General features: G+C 66.0%; 17 protein-coding genes. 7 read left to right on the top strand and 10 right to left on the bottom strand.

Annotated features, from left to right (window positions below):
- Positions 1-77: 77 nt before the first annotated feature.
- Positions 78-629 carry a dihydrofolate reductase family protein gene (locus QW863_RS29350; protein WP_315717591.1) on the bottom strand — a complete coding sequence of 184 codons (552 nt, stop codon included), beginning with the start codon at positions 627-629 and terminating at the stop codon, positions 78-80.
- 106 nt (positions 630-735) lie between these two features.
- Here QW863_RS29350 and QW863_RS29345 point away from each other — a divergent pair, with 106 nt between their 5' ends.
- On the top strand, positions 736-1,254 hold the full coding sequence (locus QW863_RS29345; protein WP_315717593.1) for a helix-turn-helix domain-containing protein: 519 nt from the start codon (positions 736-738) through the stop codon (positions 1,252-1,254).
- Between the two features lie 46 nt (positions 1,255-1,300).
- Here the strand turns inward: QW863_RS29345 and QW863_RS29340 are convergent, their stop codons facing one another.
- The gene (locus tag QW863_RS29340; RefSeq protein ID WP_315717594.1) at positions 1,301-2,509 is read right to left on the bottom strand and encodes a hypothetical protein; all 1,209 of its coding nucleotides are present in this window, start codon (positions 2,507-2,509) and stop codon (positions 1,301-1,303) included.
- 885 nt (positions 2,510-3,394) lie between these two features.
- On the opposite strand from QW863_RS29340, the gene QW863_RS29335 reads away from it, so the two are divergent.
- The gene (locus QW863_RS29335) at positions 3,395-4,195 is read left to right on the top strand and encodes an SDR family oxidoreductase (RefSeq protein ID WP_315717595.1); all 801 of its coding nucleotides are present in this window, start codon (positions 3,395-3,397) and stop codon (positions 4,193-4,195) included.
- Positions 4,196-4,199: 4 nt separating this feature from the next.
- Complete coding sequence (locus tag QW863_RS29330) at positions 4,200-4,646, top strand: hypothetical protein (protein ID WP_315717596.1); 447 nt, start codon at positions 4,200-4,202, stop codon at positions 4,644-4,646.
- A 5-nt stretch (positions 4,647-4,651) separates the two neighbouring features.
- On the opposite strand, the gene QW863_RS29325 is transcribed toward QW863_RS29330, so the two are convergent.
- The 5 genes from QW863_RS29325 to QW863_RS29305 all read right to left on the bottom strand — a co-directional run bounded on the left by QW863_RS29325 (position 4,652) and on the right by QW863_RS29305 (position 7,665).
- Positions 4,652-5,071 carry a VOC family protein gene (locus tag QW863_RS29325; protein ID WP_315717597.1) on the bottom strand — a complete coding sequence of 140 codons (420 nt, stop codon included), beginning with the start codon at positions 5,069-5,071 and terminating at the stop codon, positions 4,652-4,654.
- Between the two features lie 30 nt (positions 5,072-5,101).
- Positions 5,102-5,515 (bottom strand): DoxX family protein, encoded by a 414-nt coding sequence (locus QW863_RS29320; RefSeq protein ID WP_315717598.1) that lies wholly within the window; start codon positions 5,513-5,515, stop codon positions 5,102-5,104.
- A 96-nt stretch (positions 5,516-5,611) separates the two neighbouring features.
- Positions 5,612-6,883 carry an RNA polymerase sigma factor gene (locus QW863_RS29315; RefSeq protein WP_315717599.1) on the bottom strand — a complete coding sequence of 424 codons (1,272 nt, stop codon included), beginning with the start codon at positions 6,881-6,883 and terminating at the stop codon, positions 5,612-5,614.
- Positions 6,880-7,248, bottom strand: a complete 369-nt coding sequence (locus QW863_RS29310; RefSeq protein WP_315717600.1) for a YciI family protein — start codon at positions 7,246-7,248, stop codon at positions 6,880-6,882. Before QW863_RS29310 ends, QW863_RS29315 begins: the two co-directional genes overlap by 4 nt.
- 99 nt (positions 7,249-7,347) lie before the next feature.
- Positions 7,348-7,665, bottom strand: coding sequence for a hypothetical protein (locus QW863_RS29305; RefSeq protein ID WP_315717601.1), 318 nt, complete (start codon positions 7,663-7,665; stop codon positions 7,348-7,350).
- An 88-nt stretch (positions 7,666-7,753) separates the two neighbouring features.
- Here QW863_RS29305 and QW863_RS29300 point away from each other — a divergent pair, with 88 nt between their 5' ends.
- Positions 7,754-8,719 carry a glyoxylate/hydroxypyruvate reductase A gene (locus QW863_RS29300; protein ID WP_315717602.1) on the top strand — a complete coding sequence of 322 codons (966 nt, stop codon included), beginning with the start codon at positions 7,754-7,756 and terminating at the stop codon, positions 8,717-8,719.
- 4 nt (positions 8,720-8,723) lie between these two features.
- On the opposite strand, the gene QW863_RS29295 is transcribed toward QW863_RS29300, so the two are convergent.
- A complete protein-coding gene (locus tag QW863_RS29295) occupies positions 8,724-9,395 on the bottom strand; it encodes a TetR/AcrR family transcriptional regulator (protein ID WP_315717603.1) in 672 nt (223 codons plus the stop codon).
- Between the two features lie 90 nt (positions 9,396-9,485).
- On the opposite strand from QW863_RS29295, the gene QW863_RS29290 reads away from it, so the two are divergent.
- The 3 genes from QW863_RS29290 to QW863_RS29280 all read left to right on the top strand — a co-directional run bounded on the left by QW863_RS29290 (position 9,486) and on the right by QW863_RS29280 (position 16,607).
- Positions 9,486-10,130 (top strand): glutathione binding-like protein, encoded by a 645-nt coding sequence (locus QW863_RS29290; protein WP_315717604.1) that lies wholly within the window; start codon positions 9,486-9,488, stop codon positions 10,128-10,130.
- A gap of 164 nt (positions 10,131-10,294) precedes the next feature.
- A complete protein-coding gene (locus QW863_RS29285) occupies positions 10,295-15,064 on the top strand; it encodes a DUF3320 domain-containing protein (protein ID WP_315717605.1) in 4,770 nt (1,589 codons plus the stop codon).
- 346 nt (positions 15,065-15,410) lie between these two features.
- A complete protein-coding gene (locus QW863_RS29280; protein ID WP_315717606.1) occupies positions 15,411-16,607 on the top strand; it encodes a cytochrome P450 in 1,197 nt (398 codons plus the stop codon).
- A gap of 83 nt (positions 16,608-16,690) precedes the next feature.
- Here the strand turns inward: QW863_RS29280 and QW863_RS29275 are convergent, their stop codons facing one another.
- Both QW863_RS29275 and QW863_RS29270 read right to left on the bottom strand, forming a co-directional pair.
- Positions 16,691-16,918 carry a hypothetical protein gene (locus QW863_RS29275; protein WP_315717607.1) on the bottom strand — a complete coding sequence of 76 codons (228 nt, stop codon included), beginning with the start codon at positions 16,916-16,918 and terminating at the stop codon, positions 16,691-16,693.
- A gap of 139 nt (positions 16,919-17,057) precedes the next feature.
- Positions 17,058-17,636, bottom strand: coding sequence for a hypothetical protein (locus QW863_RS29270; RefSeq protein WP_315717608.1), 579 nt, complete (start codon positions 17,634-17,636; stop codon positions 17,058-17,060).
- Between the last annotated feature and the right edge of the window lie 19 nt (positions 17,637-17,655).

The following is a 17,655-nucleotide window of genomic DNA, read 5'->3' as shown; positions in this document are numbered from 1 at the left end:
GCGCTAGAGGCACGGGTGGTGTGAGTGGAAAGACCTGCGCTGCCCCCGGAACCCGGAGCGCGCCGCGAGATATGGGCTCACACGCCCCGAACGGGGGCATAGCGCGCGATGACAACGCCGTTGGACAGCGCCCGGCTGTCGATCAGGCTGAGCTTCAAGGCCTGCCCCGGCTTGAACAGCGGCCGTCCGGCGCCAAGCACGCGCGGATTGATCGCGATTCGAAGCTCATCGATCAGGTCGTGTGCCACGAGCGTCGAGCCGAGGTCGGCGCTGCCGAACAGGAACAGGTCCTTGGCATTCTCCTGCTTGAGCTTGTCGACCTCGGCCGCGAGCTGCGGACCCAGCAGATGCGCGTTCGACCATGCCAGGCGAGATAGCGTGCGGGAGGCAACATATTTGGGGATGCTGTTCATGACGTCGGCGATCACGCCCTTCTCGGTCGGCCAATAGCCGGCCATCAGATCGTAGGTCACCCGGCCGAACAGCAATCCGCCCGCCTCGTGCAGTTGCGTCTCGGAGATCTGCTCCAGCTCCGGGCCCCACACATCCTCGTGCCAGGAGATGTCGCCGTTCGGGCCCGCAACCATGCCGTCCAGCGTCATCATGTTCCACATCACCAGCCTCGCCATCGACTGCCTCTCCCTAACTGCTTTCATTTTGCAAGCAGTTGGAGAATGCCCAGACCGGTGCAATATTGCAAGCGGTTTATGCGCGATCCCTGCTCACGAGACTTCGATGTCCGACCCTCAGCGCTCCCGCTGCCCGATCAACCTGTCGCTCGAAGTGGTGGGGGATAAATGGAGCCTCTTGATCATCCGCGACATGATGTTCGGAAATCGCCGGCACTATCGCGAGCTGCTCGGCGGCTCGGAGGAGGGCATCTCCTCGAACATTCTCGCCGACCGGCTGAAGACGCTGCTCGCGGCCGGCATCATCAGCCGTGCGGACGATCCGAGCCACAAGCAGAAGGGCATCTATTCCCTGACCGAGCAGGGCATCGAGCTGTTGCCGATCCTCGCGCAGATGGCGGGCTGGGGTTACAAGTATCTGCCCGTCTCGGAGGAGCTCGGCATCCGCGCCAAGCTATTGATGGAAGGCGGCCCGAAGATGTGGGCCGAATTCATGGACGAGCTGCGCGAAACCCATCTCGGCGCGAAACGGCGCAGGAGGGCTGGACCGAGCGTCGGCGAGCGGCTGCAGGCAGCTTACCAGAAGGTCGTCGCTGCCAAGAAGGCCGAGGCAGGCGGCCGATGATCGCACGCCTCGCGACGCGCACGGATCGTGCGCGCCGCTTCCCGCATCAGAACCGCGTGTTGTCGGCCCTGTAGCGCGATGATTTGCGCGGGGCGCGTTCGGGGGCCTGCTCGAGCTGCGCGATCGGACGGCGATAGGTCTCGGCGCGACGCAGCCAGCCCGCCTCCCACACGCGGTTCGAGGGCAGATTGCGAACCCGCTGCTGCAGCACGACCTGCACCGCGTCGGAATATTCGGCGAGCACGGCCTTGGACTCGGTGGTGGTGCCGTTCATCTTGAGCAGCACCTGCTTGAGACCCCAGCCCTGGCGCTGGCCCGTCTCCTTGTCCACGGCCGTCTCGGACGGATTGGTGCCCTCGCCCTTGAAGTTGATGTAGTCGATCAGCGGGTAGAGATCGTTGGAGGCGCGCACGACTCGCGAATATTGCGCGACGATGTGCTCGCGTTCGGCGCTGTCGGGCGTGTTGGCGAGGATCTTGTCCATCGCGCCTTGCGCACGCGCCACCAGGAACTGCGTCTGCTCCGCAATCGTGTCGAGCAGGAACTGCCGCAATTGCCGCATTTGCGGCGAGTTGAAATTCCGCTTGAAGTCGGCCCGGCTGGTCCACGGGCATGCCGGAATCGGCGTCTTGTCGAGCCATGCAGGCAACGGCGTCTTGCCCTTGCGCAGAAATGCGATCAGCCCCGGAAAACCCTCTTCATAAGGCGGCTTCGCGGTGGACGGGTACCAGATGAAATGCCCGATTCCCAGCGAGGCGAATTCTTCACCCGCATTCCACGACGTGATCGCGTCGCGCCGTCCCCCGGCCTCGTTGAGCCAGATCCTGCGGCCGATCATCTGCGCGACGTCGGCCGGCAGCGCGCGCTGAGGCACCGACAGATTCTTCGTGGTCTTGGCGTCGCTCCGCGGGTCGCCCTTGCGCTCGGCCGCGATCGGCTTCGCAGGCTCGGTCGGTGGAACGACCACTTTCAGAGCCGGCGTCTGCACGTCCGACGGCCGCCCCACCGTCTCGGGCTCCGCCGTCTGCGGCTGCTGCGGCGGCGCGACATCGTGCGCAGCCTGCTCGGTCTCTGCCGGTTTCGCAGCAACGCTGCCATCCGCTCCGACGGCGCCGGACGCCGCGAGCCCGAGGACAATGCACGACAACAGCAGCGCGCCGCACCCGCGCCACAGACCATTCGACCCGTGCGACGAAGCGTGCAGCTCCGTGGTTCTGACGAGGGTGATTCGCCGGCTGATGAATAGATCGCCCATGTCGATTCTACCGAGACTCTTAAACTCTACGCCACCGGTTCAGATTCGTCCCGGACACGTCCGAGAGCCACCCGACGACGAGCAAATCAGCCGACGGCGGGACTGTCCAATTCCACGGGGGAACGCGCCTGGAGAGGCGGCTCTTTTCCTGAAGACTTTCAAGTCGATCACCCTTGTCCAGTGCTTCCCGTAAAAAATCCCTCTTTCGCCTTTCCGGAATTCATGCTCCTTTAGCCACGTCCTGTTCCCGATCGAGAGGGACGTTTCGCGGTCGTCACGAACGTGGGGAGCAGGATGCGGTGAACGCGTCGATGTTGCAGCGTGGAGCATGATTCGGAACCGGAGGCCGTTGACGGCTATTGCGCCACAGCTTTCCGACAAGATCATGCTCATATGAGGACACGCAGACGAACAACGCGGCGCGTACGGCGAAATCATGTGGTCCCTGGCATCCCGATGCTGATGCCGTGTCCGATGCGGGAGCGTATTGTGGCGGAAACGGGGGCAAAACAGCCGGTCCCCGGGCATCGCGCAGGGAGGGCCGGGATGTCTCAGCCGAATCTGTGGTTCCTGCCCCGTGCATTTTTCCCGCGGGGGCCATGGGGCGGGCAAGCTCCCGGTCTTCCCTGCGCCCTCCGACCCGAGAGGGAGGCCAGGGCGAGCATGACTCGGGTGCTTCGACACCGCGAGAACGCGAATTGACGTCGTCGTTACCACCCCTGGCTGTTTGACAACGCCCACGAAACTCGCTGGCTATACGCATCGCGCGGAGCTGGATTGAACGTACACTGACAGATGTGACGGCCTTCACAGCCGATCCGCGCAGCGCATGTTAGGACTCAACGACGAGAAGAGCCGGGCTGCCGGCCCGAGGAGTCGACCGCCGTGACGGAAACATCGACGACGACGCTGACTGACAAGGTCGCCCTGATCACCGGGGCGGCACGCGGCATCGGGCTGGCGACGGCAAAGAGATTTCTGCACGAGGGCTGGCGCGTGGCGCTTCTCGACATCGAGAAGACGCTGCTCGACGACGCCACATCGGCACTCAAATCCCCCGATCGAACGCTCGCGCTGCATTGCGACGTCGCGGACGCGGCGATGGTCGCCGATGCGTTGGCGCGCATTGCCGGCCGTTTCGGTCGTCTCGATGCACTGGTCAACAATGCCGGCGTGGCGCGTTTCGCCCCGATCATGGAAACCAGCGAAGCCGACTGGCAACGCATCCTCGACGTCAACCTGACCGGGCCGTTTCTGTGCACGCGCGCCGCGGTGCCGCTGATGCGCGAGCACGGCGGCACCATCGTCAACATCACCTCGATTTCAGCCGTCCGCGCCTCGACGCTGCGCTCCGCCTACGGCACCAGCAAGGCGGCGCTGGCGCATCTGACCAAGCAGCTCGCGGTCGAGCTCGCTTCCGCCGGCATCCGCGTCAACGCGGTGGCGCCGGGCCCGGTGGAGACCGCGATGGCCAAGGACGTGCACACGCCGGAGATCCGCGCCGACTATCACGACGCCATTCCACTCAACCGTTACGGCCTCGAGGACGAACTCGCCGAGGCGATCTTGTTTCTCAGCTCCGAACGCTCCAGCTATATCACCGGACAGATCCTGGCCGTCGATGGCGGCTTCGATGCCGCGGGAATCGGATTGCCGACCTTGCGCGGCCAACGCAGGAACACTTGAAACGATGCCGAGCCGGACGCGCATCATTCTGACCTTGCTGCTCGCCGTCCTCTTGTGGGGGATCGCGACGATGCTGGCGCGCGCCGACGTCCGCATCATCTCCTCGCCCGGCGGCGAGGTGGGACCGTTCCTCGATCTGTTCGAGAAGGTGCGCGCCTCCGGGGAGCGTGTCATCATCGACGGTCCCTGCCTGTCGGCCTGCACGCTGGTGCTCAGCGTCGTGCCCGAGGACCGCATCTGCGTGACGCGGCGAGCCTCCCTCGGCTTCCACGCCGCACGCTCGGTCGACCGGCGCGGCCGCGTTTATGCGGAACCCGAAGCCTCCAAGCTGGTGCTGCAGACCTATCCCACGCCGGTGCGCGGCTGGATCGAGCGCCGCGGCGGCCTGACGTCGCGGCTTCTGTTGTTGCGCGGGCGCGAGCTCAAGGCGATGTACCCCTCGTGCCGCTAGCGGCGTCACGCCGCGTAGCCTTCCGCCGGGGAATTGATCATCCACGGAATACCGAAGCGATCGACGCCCATGCCGAAGCCCTTCGACCAGAAGGTCTTGCCGAACGGCATGGTGACGGCACCGCCTTCGAGGAGCGCGTTGAACTTGCGCTCGGCCTCGGCCGGATCCGCGATCTGGAGCGAGACCGAGATTCCGTGCGGCTTGCCTTGATAATATTCGGGCGGCGAATCCGAGGCCATCAGGACGCCGCCGCCGATCGAGAAGCGGACATGCATGATCCTGTCCTTGTGCTCCGGCGCACACGGCATCTCCGGCGGCGCCTCGCCGTTGCGCATCATCATCTCGATCTTGGCGCCGAGCACCTCGCTGTAGTGCTTGAGCGCCTGCTCGCAATCGCCGTTGAACGTCAGATAGGGACAGATCATCGTCATCCTCCTTGGTTGAAAGATCATTCGTCAGCGCGGCAGCGGCAGCAGCGCGCGCAGCCGGCGATCGCGCAGCCACAAGCCGCCCCACAGCATCAGCCCGAGATAGAGGCCGAACAGGACGTGGCTGAACAGCGGACTGCCGATGCGGACATGAGAAGCGATGGCGCCGCCGAGATAGCCTGTCAGCAGGATCGCCCCGACGAACGACGTCGGCGGCAACGCATAGAGCACGGTGCAGACGATCGTGATCAGACCGAGCGCGCGGGCCGTGCCGTCACTCGCGCCATAGCCCATCTGATCCAGCGTCTGGGTGACGACTGGCAGAGGGACGAGCTTGATCGCGCCGTCGAACAGCAGGAACAGGGTCACCAGCCCACTCAGGATGCGGCCGCTCCACAATTCGGCGCGCGAGACCGGTTCTTCCAAGGTTATCGTCGTCATCTGCAGCTCCTCCCCGTAATGCTGCTCCAAGGACGAATGAAGGAGCGTGCCGCCGACAGCCCGGTTCAAGATTTTGGATCGAATCTCAGCGGAATGTCACTGGCCGACCTGGACCTGAGCCGTTGCGCTGTCGCGCATCAGGCGATCGAGCTGCATGCGGATATGCGCGGCCTCCGCCGAGCTGTGCGCCAGCGCGATGGCGCGGTCGAAGGCGGTCCGTGCCTCGTCGGCGCGTCCGAGCTGCATCAGCAGCGCGCCGCGCACGCCGAAGAAATAGAAATAGTTGGCGAGCCGCCCTTCGAGCGGCCCGATCAGGTCGAGCGCCGCCCCGGCGCCGCGGACCTTGGACACCGCAACGGCGCGGTTGAGCGTCACCACCGGCGAGGGCTGCACCACTTCCAGCGCGCCATAGAGCAGGTCGATCTGCGTCCAGTCGGTGTCCTCCGGACGCGCGGCGCGTGAATGCAGCGCCGCGATCGCCGCCTGGATCTGGTACGGACCGCTGCGGCGATGGCGCATCGCCTTGTCGATCAGGGCTGTGCCTTCCGCGATCATCGGCTGGTTCCACAGCGAGCGATCCTGATCCTCCAGAAGAATCGGCAATCCCTCGGCGTCGAAGCGGGCGGCGGAGCGGGCGTGCTGCAACAGCAGCAGCGCCGTCAGCCCCATGATTTCGGGCTCGCTCGGAAACAGCCGCAGCAGCAACCGCGCCAGCCGGATCGCCTCCTCGGACAGCGGCTGGCGCTGCGCGGCGGTCTCGCCGCTGGCCGAATAGCCCTCGTTGAAGATCAGGTAGACCATGGCGGCGACCGCGGTCAGGCGCTCCGACCGCTCGACCGCGCCAGGGGTCTCGAACGGCACGTTCGCCTGCGCGACGCGCGCCTTGGCGCGGGTGATGCGCTGCTCCATGGCGGCCTCGCTGACCAGGAAGGCCCGGGCGATCTGCTTCACCGTCAGTCCGGACACCACGCGCAGCGCCAGCGCGATCTGCTGCGTCGCGGGCAGATCCTTGTGGCAGCAGATGAACAGCAGGCGGAGGATGTCGTCGCGATAATGCGAGCCGTCGAGCCGGTCGGCCAGCGCGCTCTCGGCGTCGTCGAGATCCGAGATCGCCTCGTCCTCCGGCAGCGGCTGCTCGCGGCGGACACGGCGGACGTCATCGATGGCCGCGTTGCGTCCGACCATGATCAGCCACGCCGCGGGATCGCGCGGCGGCCCATTCTGGGGCCAGCTCTTCAGCGCGCGCAGGCAGGCGTTCTGGAATGCCTCCTCCGCCGTGTCGAGGTCGCGGAAATAGCGCAGCAGCGCGCCGACGGCCTGGGGACGTGCTGATGTCAGGGCTGCATCGATCCAGGCCGTATCGGTCATGCCAGCGCTCCACCCGGCCTGAACGTGCCGACGGGACGGATCTCGTAGGAGCCGCCTGGATTGGCCTCACCGAGCTCGCGCGCGACCTCGAGCGCCTCGTCGAGATTGGCACAGTCGACGAGATAGAAGCCGAGCAGTTGCTCCTTGGTCTCGGCATAGGGGCCGTCGATGACGAGCGGCGGATCCTCCTTCCGGAGCGTCGTCGCGGCCGTGGTCGGCAGCAGCCGCGCCACCGGCCCGAGCCGCCCCTGCTTGGCGAGCTTCTCCTGGATGACCGCAAGCTTGGCCATGACCGCGGCATCCTGGTCCTTGCTCCAGGCGCAGACGACATCCTCGTCATGATAGCAGAGCAGCGCATACAGCATCGGAAGTCATCTCCATTCGTCTTCAAGACGGCGGAGTATGCCTCCGGCCGACAGACCCACGAAGTATTTTCGCGGGTTCCGCCTGCAGGAACAAGCCGCCTACCAAGAGATGCCGTACTTGGCCGCGATGTTGCGCGCCCGCGTCTCCTGCGCGCTCTCGCGCGGCTGCCTGGCTCGGCCCGTCTGGCGCTGCGACTGGCCTTGGCCCTGCCCCTGACCTTGCCCTGCGGCACCTTGGCCGCCCGCACCTTGCGCCATGCCGTCCGCGGCGCCCTGTTGACTGGCGGCCTGCGGCTGACCGCCGCCCTTGCCAATGGAAATGCCGTTGGCCGACAGGATCGACCCGACATCGATGGTCTGAGCCTGGACCGAGGCGGATGCGATGACGAAAGCGGCGGCGAGAAGCAATTTGCGCATGACGATGTCTCCGTGTTGATGGCTGGAGATTGGCCTGCGCGCGCGATCTGGTATGTGGAACACGTCACATAAGCTCGAGGACCCCCCGATGACCAAAGGCGCGCTGGCGCTCCTGATCCATGGCGGCACCGATAACTGGTCGCCGCAGCGCTGGAAGGCGCGTTTCGACGACGTCTGCGGCGACCGCCCGGTGGTGCTGCTGCCGGATGCGAGCCTCGATCCGGCGGAGGTGCACTACGCCGCGGTGTGGAAGCCGGTCCCCGGCGAGCTCGCCGGCTTCCCGAACCTGCGCGTGATCTTCAATCTCGGCGCGGGCGTCGACGCACTGATGGCCGACAAGACGCTGCCGAGCGTGCCGCTGGTCCGGGTCGCGGTCGATGATCTTACGGCGCGGATGACCGAATATGTCGTGCTGCACGTGCTGATGCATCATCGGCAGGAGCTGTATCTGCGCGAGTCGCAGCGCGTGAAGCGCTGGGCGCCCAAGTATCAATGGCCGGCGGCCGCGATCGGAGTCGGTATTCTCGGACTGGGTACGCTCGGCATCGATGCGGCCGAAGTGCTCAAGCGGCTCGGCTTCCAGGTCGCCGGCTGGAGCCGCAGCGAAAAGCAGGCGGACGGCATCGAGTGCTTCCACGGTGCGGCGCAGCTGGATGCGTTCCTGGCGCGGACCGACATTTTGGTGTCGCTGCTACCGCTGACGCCCGACACGCGCGGCATTCTCGATCGCAAGATGTTCGCGAGGCTTCGGCGCAGCTCGCCGCTCGGCGCCCCCGTCATGATCAATGCCGGGCGCGGCGGCCTGCAGAACGAGGCCGACATCCTCGCCTGCCTCGACGACGGCACACTTGGTTCGGTCTCGCTCGACGTGTTCGGCCAGGAGCCGCTGCCGGTCGACAGCCCGTTCTGGAGCCACCCGAAGGTGGTGCTGACGCCGCACAATGCGGCCGACACCGACGCCGACGCGATCTCGCGCTACGTCGCCGAGCAGATCGCGACCTTCGAGGCCGGCGGGGCGCTGCGCAATCTGGTCGATCGCGTCAGGGGATATTGAACCGCTATTTGTTGCCGACCATCACATCGATCGCGCCGGCGACGATCGCCTCCAGCTCCTGACGCGGCGCCCGCGCGCGCGCCCGGACAGCGATCGAGTGGATCGTCGCCGACGCCAGACGCGCCAACACGACGGGATCGGCGTCGGCCGGCAGCTCGCCTTTTTCCTTGGCGCGGCGGAAGCAATGCGCAAACGCCTTGTCGAGCTCGGTCAGCGCGTTCTGCACCATGGCGCGGATGTCGGGGTCGGCGACAGCCTCCGAGCCCGCCGTCATCACCGTGAAGCAGCCGCGCGGTCCCTCCTCGCCCGACAGATAGATGTCGAGCGCCGTGGCGAAGATCTGCTCGAGCTGCCGTCGCACCGGCCAATCGTTACTGAAGACGTCGCCCATGAGGGCGCGGGCATTGTCGCGATAGCGCTGATAGCTCTTGATGTAGAGCTCGCGCTTGTCGCCGAACGCGCCATAGAGGCTCGGCCGGTTCATGCCGGTGGCGGCGCTGAGATCGTCGAGCGAGGTCGCGGCGAAGCCGGTCGACCGGAACAGGTCGAGCGCCTTGCCGAGCGCGACATCCGGCTCATACGCCCGCGGCCTCCCGCGCCGCTTCGGCTGGTCGGGGGCACCCGCCTTTTCTATCGGACGGTCGCCTTGCGGCGGCCCTTTCTTTTTTTGTACCATTTCGCACTAAATTCCTTGACCGAGCTTATATTATGCGAGACAGTATAAAAATCAACCAATGCTCCGGTCCGGAGCCCGAGGGAGACGTCCATGGACCTGTATTTCTCGCCGCTCGCCTGCTCGCTCGCCACCCGCATCGCGCTCTACGAAGCCGGCGCGAAGGCGAACTATCTCGAGGTCGATCCCAAGACCAAGATCGTCCTCAACGACGGCTCCGATTTCCGCGCCGTCAACCCGCTCGGGCTCGTCCCGACGCTCCGCACCGATGACGGCGACCTGCTGACCGAGAACGCCGCGATCCTGCAATATGTCGCCGATCGCTTCCCCGAGGCCAAGCTCGGCACCGGCCCCGGCATGGACCGCAGCCGGCTGCATCAATGGCTCTGCTTCATCGGCACCGAGCTGCACAAGGGCCTGTTCATTCCGATCCTCGACAAGACCGCGCCCGAGGAAATGAAGGCTCATGTCCTGAAAAAGAACCTGTCGCGGCTCGATCATCTCGAGAACCATCTGCGGGATCGCGACTATCTGCTCGATCATTTCACGGTCGCCGACGCGTATCTCGTCACCGTGATCAACTGGACCATGGCAACGCCGCCGGTCCAGCTCGCGAAATGGCCGGCCGTGAAGGCGTACTACGAGCGCCTGCGCGCGCGGCCGTCGATCGCCCGTGCCATCGCCGAGGAGTTCGAGCTCTACAAGGCGGAACTGGCGCGGCATAAGGCAGCGGCCTAGGAACAGGCGGCCTGGGAACATACGAGTCTCGTCTCCCTCGATTGGGAGATGAGACCTCTTCACGGGGAAGATGAACCATCGCTCATTGACCCCTTCTCCACCGCGCCGGATGCTTGACCGCGATCATTCCGGGTTGCAATCCTCGAATCGCAGGAGGATTGCACGTGGCGACCACATCCGTACGAGACCGATTGCTGGCGGACCGGCGCGCGCTGCTCGATCTGGGCACGCGCAACCGGCTCGTGCACATCCCGCTCAAGACCAAGACCATCCGCACCATCGACATCGTCGGCGCGCGCTCTGCTGCGCTCTTCGAGCTTCTCGGCGAAGGCAAGCGCTTCACGTTCCTTCCGACGAAGGCAGAGACGGCGGAGGCGGAAGGCACCCTGCCCTTGAGCGTGCCGGCACCTCGATCCGACACGCCGACCACCAAGGTGGACCAGGAAGGTGATGATTCGGAGTCGCAGACGCGGCAGCCGGACACCCGGCTCAGGACCCGGCTGTCATCGGAGGCGCTGCAGAAGCGCCTGCTGGATATCTGGTACGACGCACGAACGCTCGAGGAAGAACAGGGCGTCAATATCCTCTATCTCGCCTTCGGGCTGCTGAAATGGTTCGAGGACGACAAATCCGATGTCGAGCGCTTCGCGCCGCTCGTCCTGCTGCCCGTCCGTCTGGAACGCAGCAGCGCCGCCGATCGGTTTCACCTGGTCTCGCGCGCTGAGCCGCCGTCGCCGAACCTCTCGCTCCAGGCCAAGCTCGACGCCGAGTTCGGACTCAAGATCGAGGATTTTGGCGACGAGGACGACGTCGACATCGCGACCTATCTCGCCGGCGTCGCGGAGACGGTCGCCAACAAACAGCGGTGGGAGGTCAGGGCGGACGCGATCGTCCTCGGCTTCTTCTCGTTCTCCAAGTTCCTGATGTATCGCGATCTGGACCCTGACAACTGGCCCGCAGATGGCAGCCTTGATCGTCATCCCCTGATCGCAGCGCTGCTTCAGGACGGCTTCGAGGGCGCGGAGCCGATCGTGGCCGACGACGGCAAGATCGATTCCGTCATCCAGCCGGTGGCGGTGAACCATGTCGTCGATGCCGATTCATCGCAGGCCGTGGTGATCGAGGAAGTGGTCCGTGGACGCGACCTCGTCGTCAAGGGACCGCCTGGGACCGGCAAATCGCAGACCATCACCAACATCATCGCGTCGGCGGCCGCCGAGGGGAAAACGGTGCTGTTCGTGGCCGAGAAGATGGCGGCGCTCGAGGTCGTCCACCGGCGGCTGAAGCATGTCGGTCTCGGCGCGCTCGCGCTGGAGCTGCACTCCAACAAGGCCAACAAGCGCGTTCTGCTCGAAGAGCTGAAACGCTGCAAATCGGCTGAGGTTCCGGTCCCGCGCGGCGAAGCCACCCTGGTCCAGCGCCTGACTGACAGCCGTGACGGCCTCAACCGGCATGCGGACATGATGCACCAGCCGCACCAGCCGAGCGAGCTGACGCCATTCAGGTTGCTCGGTCACCTCGTGCGCTGCGGGGACATCTCCGCGCAGCCGCCCTACCCGTTGCAGGGCGCGCCCTCCTGGTCTCCCCTGGATCTGGAGCGGCGGCGTGAGCTGATCGCCGAGCTCGCCGAACGAATTGCAGCCGACGGCGCGCCGCACCTGCATCCCTGGCGCGGCGTCGGCCGCGACGCGCTGGATCCAGCCGAGATGACAGAGCTGCGAAAATCGCTCGACGACATTTCGAACGTTGTCGGCAGCGCATCCTCAGGCGCGGCCCGCCTCGGCACGCTGCTCGATCTCCCGCCGCCGGCCACCTTGGCCGACGCCGCGGGGATACTCGCCTTTGCGGAGGCCGCGGCCGCGATGCCGGAGTGCGATCGGACTGCCTTCCGCGAGGCCGTCTGGAACCAGGCCGGACTCATCACGGACATCGTCGACAAGGGGCTGCGCTACGCGAAACTGAGGACGGCCTTCGAGAGCGCCTTCGTCGAGGCCGCCTGGGATGCACCGATCGCCGATTGCCGCAAGGTCATCGCCGAGAAGGGCCGCTCCTGGCTGCGCCTGCTCAGCCCGCGTTATCGCCAACAGGTGGCGCTGCTGGCCTCGTACCTGAAGGTGCCGATGCCGAAAACGCTCGAGCAGCGGCTTCTGCTGATCGACGGCCTCATCGCGGCGCAAGCCGCTCGCCGGTCCTTCGAGGAGGTCGAAGCCGCCGGCAGCACCGCATTCGGAACGGCGTGGCAGAAGGAACGGTCGGACTGGGATGCGTTGTCCAGATTGGCGACCTGGTGGAGTGCATTCCCCAAGCCGTTCGCAAACGACGAAACGCGCCAGCGGCTGACGCAGCTGGCCTTGTCGGCCGATGATCGGCAATCGATCGAACAGCTCAACCACGACCTCGCAAGTCTGAGGTCCGGCCTCGGCAGGCTGATCGACTCTCTCCAGCTGGAGCCTGCCCGCATCCCGCTCGAGGCCGGCGACCAGATCCGGTTGGACGGCCTGTCGCAGACTTTGTCGGAGTGGCAGAACGCGACCGAGCGCCTCACCCGCTGGATCGCGTTCATGGGCCGGGTCCGCCTTGCGCGCGCGCAAGGCCTCGCCGCGCTGGTCGACCGCACGCTCGACGGCTCCTTGCCGGGCGAAGCGCTCGAAGCCGCCTTCGACCGGTCCTATTACGACGCCATGCGCAGCGTGATCTTCGCTGATCATCCTGAACTGAAACGTTTCGACGGCGAATCGCACGATCGGCTGGTCGACGGCTTCCGCAGGCTCGACGTCGCGCGGATGCAACTGGCCCGCGATCAGATCGCCCACGAGCATGCCGCGGCCCTGCCGCGCAACGCCGGCGGCATCGGTCCGCTCGGCGTGCTGAACGGCGAGCTTGCCAAGAAGCGCAATCACCTGCCCATCCGCCAGCTCCTGGAACGGGCAGGTCCGGTCATTCAGCAGATCAAGCCGATCTTCCTGATGAGCCCTCTGTCGGTGGCACAGTTCCTCAAGCCTGGCGCGATCGCCTTCGATCTTCTGGTAGTCGACGAGGCCTCGCAGATCGAGCCGGTCGACGCGCTCGGCGCGGTCGCGCGCTGCCGGCAGATCGTGGTCGTCGGTGACGAGCGGCAGCTGCCGCCGACGCGCTTCTTCGCGAAGCTGACAGGTAACGACGACGAGGACAATGACGACGAGGATCAGCCGACCTTCCAGGTCAAGGACGCCGAGAGCATTCTCGACCTCTGCCTTGCCAAGGGCCTGTCGCATCGGATGCTGAACTGGCACTATCGCAGCAAACACCAGTCGCTGATCGCCGTTTCCAACAAGCAGTTCTACGACAACCGGCTGTTCATCGTGCCGAGCCCGTACGATGCCGTCGCGGGAATGGGGTTGAAGTTCAACTACAACCCCGATGCGCACTACGAACGCGGCAGCAGCCGGACCAACCCCAGGGAAGCGCGGCTCGTCGCCGAGGCCGTCATGCGCCATGCGCGCGAGACGCCGGACCGAAGCCTTGGCGTCGCGACCTTCTCGGTGGCGCAGCGCCAGGCGATCCAGGATCAGCTCGAAATCCTGCGCAAGGAAAACCCGGCAACGGAGAGCTTCTTCGTCCGCGGAGCCAGCGAGCCGTTCTTCGTGAAGAACCTCGAGAACATCCAGGGCGACGAACGCGACGTCATCTTCATCTCCATCGGCTATGGGCGAACCAAGGAAGGCTTCGTCTCGATGAGCTTCGGCCCCCTCAACTCCGACGGAGGCGAGCGCCGGCTGAACGTGCTGATCTCGCGCGCCAAGCTCCGATGCGAGGTGTTCTCGTCGATCACCGGCGACGACATCGACCTGTCGCGCGCCAAGGGCCGCGGCATCGCGGCGCTGAAGACGTTCCTGACCTTCGCGCAGATGGGGCAGCTCGGCATCGCGCAGGAGACCGGGCGCGATCCCGACTCGGTGTTCGAGGAGCAGGTCGCCGCAAGGCTGCGGGCGCTCGGCCACGACGTGAAGACCCAGATCGGCACCGCCGGATTCTTCGTCGACCTCGCCGTCGTCGATCCCGACAAGCCGGGCCGCTTCCTGCTCGGAATCGAATGCGACGGCGCCCAGTACCATGCGTCTCGTTCGGCGCGAGACCGCGACCGCCTTCGGCAGAATGTGCTGGAAGCGCATGGCTGGGTGCTGCATCGTATCTGGTCGACCGACTGGTTTCTCCGTCCCAAGGAGGAAACCGAGAAAGTCCTCCGCGCGATCGATGCTGCGAAGGCGCATTGGCGGGACATCGACCAAGGGACTGCGCGAGCTCAACCCGAGCCTCCGGCAACCTCCGATGTGCCGGCGCCGGAGCAGACCGAGCAGCGCCCTCAGGAGATCCTCGCACAGGCACCGACGGTGGCCCCCTATGAAGAGGCGAAGCTGCGCGTCCGTCGGGAGATCGAGCCGCACGAGACGCCGCTTGCCGACATGACGCGGCATGTCGTCGAGATCGTCGCCATCGAGGGGCCGGTGCATGAATCGGAAATCATCGTCCGGATCAGATCGGCCTGGGGCCTTGCCCGCGCCGGCAACCGCATCCGCGATGCCGTGAGAGCGGCGCTGACATCGGCAGTTGCGAGGGGACAGATCGCCGGAGGTCCGTTCTACGCCGTGCCGGGACAGGCGATCGTCGTCCGTACGCGCGAGGACGTGCAATCGCAGTCCTTGCGCAAGCCCGAGATGCTGCCGCCGGAGGAGATCAAGGCGGCCATCATGCAGATTGTCGAGCAGAACTTCGGTGCCGAGGAGGACCAGTTGATCCAGGCGGTGGCCCGCTTGTTCGGCTTCGGGTCGACCAGCGCCCAGCTGCGGGAGACCGTGCAGGGCAGTCTCAGAAGTCTTCTCGACGCAGGACACCTGCGCCGCGAAGGAGCGCTGCTGACCAGGCCGCAGGAGGCCTCGCCGGCGGCGCAGGACTGACCGGGAATCACGGCCCGAACGCCGCGTCACAGCCGCCCCGCGGAGCGTACGTCGCACCGCGTTACGCAGAGTCACTGGCAACGACGATCTCGCGATCCATCCGCGTCCTGCAATGGCGGTGGAGCGCCGACGACGTCGGAGCTGACGCCTTGAAGGGCGCAATGTCGCCCTCCGCTGTCACCGCAAACCCGCGGAATCGCTGAAGGAACGGAACAGGCGAGGTCAGAATTCGTTCAGCACGGACGCTCGTCCCGGCCAATGCATCGGACCAGGATTGCACGGGTCCGTCCCGGCCACTATCCTCGAGGCACGACACGCGCTGGCCCGCATCCCACAGGAGCGCCCCATGCCGACCGCGACCCCGGCTCAGACCCTGGCTCCCCTGGACGAGACCATCACCATCGCGGAGCTGACGCGCGATCCCTATCCGATCTACCGGCGCCTGCGCCGCGAGGCGCCGGTGTTGCGGGTCAAGTCAGTGGGCCGGACGTTCCTCACCAAGGCGGCCGACACGAAATATGTGAAGGACAATGCGGCGCTGTTCTCGTCCGACGATCCGAACACGCCGATGAAGCGCGCCTTCCTCGCGCATACCCTGATGCGCAAGGACCACGACGAGCACCGCGCCGAGCGGATGGCGATGATGCCGGCCCTGATGCCGAAGACGATCGAAGCCGTCTGGGAGCCGCTCTACACCAAATTCGCTACTGATTATCTCGACCGCCTGCCGCGCGGCGAGATCGTCGATCTGTTCCCCGCCCTCGCCGGCCCCTTGGCCGCGCGCATCCTCGCCCATGTCATGGGCATTCCCGACGCCAGCGATGAAGACATGCAGCGCTGGTCGCAGGCCCTGATCGACGGCGCCGGCAATTTCGGCTGGACGCCGGGGCCATTCGACGCGTCCGATATCGCCAACGCCGAGATGGACCGCTGCATCCGCGCCAACATGGCGCGCGTGCGCGCCGCGCCGGATTCCTCCGCGCTGTCATTCATGGTCAACGCGAAGAACCCGATCCCCGAGAGCCAGATCATCGCCAACATCAAGATCGCGATCGGCGGCGGCATCAACGAGCCGCGCGACGCGCTGCTGACGATCCTCTACGGCCTGCTCACCAACCCGGAGCAGCTCGAAGCCGTCAAAGCGCAGGACAAATGGCGCTCCGCCTTCGAGGAAGGCGTGCGCTGGGTGGCGCCGATCCAGGCGAGCTCACGCCTGGTGATGGAGGACACCGAGATCCGCGGCTGCCTGATCCCGAAGGGCGACACCGTGATGACCATCCAGGCCTCCGCCAACCGCGACGAGGAGCTGTTCACCGACGGCGAGCACTACAACGCCCTGCGCGACCCCAACCCCCACCAGGCCTTCGGCAACGGCCCCCACCACTGCGCCGGCGCCCACCTCTCCCGCCGCACCGTCGGCGCCATCCTGCTGCCGATGCTGTTCGAGCGCTTCCCGAAGATGACGCTGCCCGATCCCGCGAGCGTGCGGTGGCACGGATTCGGCTTCCGCGGCCCACTCAATCTGCCGGTACGGCTGCAATAGGTCCGGCACGAAGGGCGTTGTTCTTCGCGTTGTCTCAGTGCACCTGAGCCGGGCCCGGGTTGGTTGGAATCACCACGTTCGAGTTATCGCGCTTTGGCAGGCCCGGCGGCGATCTCGACGACGGCCTTCGTGAACCTGCGGTAGATGTCGATCTGTCTGCCGGCAAACGTGGTCGCGACGCCGAACATGCTGAGAGGCGAGCGCATCGTGGCGAGGCTGGCCGCCAAATCGAGATTGTCTCGCGTCATCTCCATAAGCAGGGTCTGGCAGGCCTCCATGCCGGCGAGCGCCGGCGGCGGTCCGCCCGCCACGGGCGAGGGATCGGCCGCCCTGGCTTCAGCGATCGGGGTTGGCTGGGCTTCGTGCGAGTCCGTCCCAGCGCCGACCGGCTGAACGGCATCGGGCTTCAGCTCGCTGAGAGGCGGCAGGCGCGCCGGCCCGGGTTCGGGCTCAAGAGGCGGGAGCAGCGGCAGGATCGTTTCCGTCTCCTGGGCTGGTCGTCCCGGGAGCCTCGTTTCGGTCTCCGGAACTGCCTGCAGTTCGTCTGCGTCCGAGCTTACGAACTCGGTTAGCACGCGAGCGCGCTTCTGCCTCGCTGTCGCGTCGGCGTGTTTGGGCATTGATACCGGCTTCGCCACGACGGGTTTCGCGCTGTTCCCCTTGTGGGAGCCATTTGATTTGCGCTTGTTCATTGAAAGGCCTTCCTGTGCGGCATCGCCGGAGTGGGGCCAGCCCGGTCTCGATACCAATCTCCGTGTCGGACCATTGGTTCCTTGCGATCAGGACGCCGTCGCTCGATCCCATCTGCACCCGGCCGCGGCCGGCATCGAGCCGCAGGAACTGATCGGTTTCCGGATGCGCCTCCAGTCCGATGTCGCCGCCGACCGGAATCGACATCAGCGTCACCTGCAGATAGCGCCCGCTCCAGGCGACCGACCGATAATTGGCATTGTCCCGGGTCGCCCGCTCGATGTCGAACGCCTGCGGCTGCGGCCCGATGTCGATGATCTCGCCAGCAAGCACATCCATCACGGATCTCCCAACCGGC

It is taken from the genome of Bradyrhizobium sp. SZCCHNR1017 (genome assembly GCF_032381375.1).
Classification (GTDB): domain Bacteria; phylum Pseudomonadota; class Alphaproteobacteria; order Rhizobiales; family Xanthobacteraceae; genus Bradyrhizobium.
This window is presented reverse-complemented; position numbering and strand designations above follow the sequence as displayed.

What these genes read in the sequence shown, in the direction of transcription:
- QW863_RS29350 (WP_315717591.1), bottom strand. Translation starts at nt 629, where the DNA reads ATGGCGAGGCTGGTGATGTGGAACATGATGACGCTGGACGGCATGGTT.
- QW863_RS29345 (WP_315717593.1), top strand. Translation starts at nt 736, where the DNA reads ATGTCCGACCCTCAGCGCTCCCGCTGCCCGATCAACCTGTCGCTCGAA.
- QW863_RS29340 (WP_315717594.1), bottom strand. Translation starts at nt 2,509, where the DNA reads ATGGGCGATCTATTCATCAGCCGGCGAATCACCCTCGTCAGAACCACG.
- QW863_RS29330 (WP_315717596.1), top strand. Translation starts at nt 4,200, where the DNA reads ATGCCGAGCCGGACGCGCATCATTCTGACCTTGCTGCTCGCCGTCCTC.
- QW863_RS29325 (WP_315717597.1), bottom strand. Translation starts at nt 5,071, where the DNA reads ATGATCTGTCCCTATCTGACGTTCAACGGCGATTGCGAGCAGGCGCTC.
- QW863_RS29320 (WP_315717598.1), bottom strand. Translation starts at nt 5,515, where the DNA reads ATGACGACGATAACCTTGGAAGAACCGGTCTCGCGCGCCGAATTGTGG.
- QW863_RS29315 (WP_315717599.1), bottom strand. Translation starts at nt 6,883, where the DNA reads ATGACCGATACGGCCTGGATCGATGCAGCCCTGACATCAGCACGTCCC.
- QW863_RS29310 (WP_315717600.1), bottom strand. Translation starts at nt 7,248, where the DNA reads ATGCTGTATGCGCTGCTCTGCTATCATGACGAGGATGTCGTCTGCGCC.
- QW863_RS29305 (WP_315717601.1), bottom strand. Translation starts at nt 7,665, where the DNA reads ATGCGCAAATTGCTTCTCGCCGCCGCTTTCGTCATCGCATCCGCCTCG.
- QW863_RS29300 (WP_315717602.1), top strand. Translation starts at nt 7,754, where the DNA reads ATGACCAAAGGCGCGCTGGCGCTCCTGATCCATGGCGGCACCGATAAC.
- QW863_RS29295 (WP_315717603.1), bottom strand. Translation starts at nt 9,395, where the DNA reads ATGGTACAAAAAAAGAAAGGGCCGCCGCAAGGCGACCGTCCGATAGAA.
- QW863_RS29290 (WP_315717604.1), top strand. Translation starts at nt 9,486, where the DNA reads ATGGACCTGTATTTCTCGCCGCTCGCCTGCTCGCTCGCCACCCGCATC.
- QW863_RS29280 (WP_315717606.1), top strand. Translation starts at nt 15,411, where the DNA reads ATGCCGACCGCGACCCCGGCTCAGACCCTGGCTCCCCTGGACGAGACC.
- QW863_RS29270 (WP_315717608.1), bottom strand. Translation starts at nt 17,636, where the DNA reads ATGGATGTGCTTGCTGGCGAGATCATCGACATCGGGCCGCAGCCGCAG.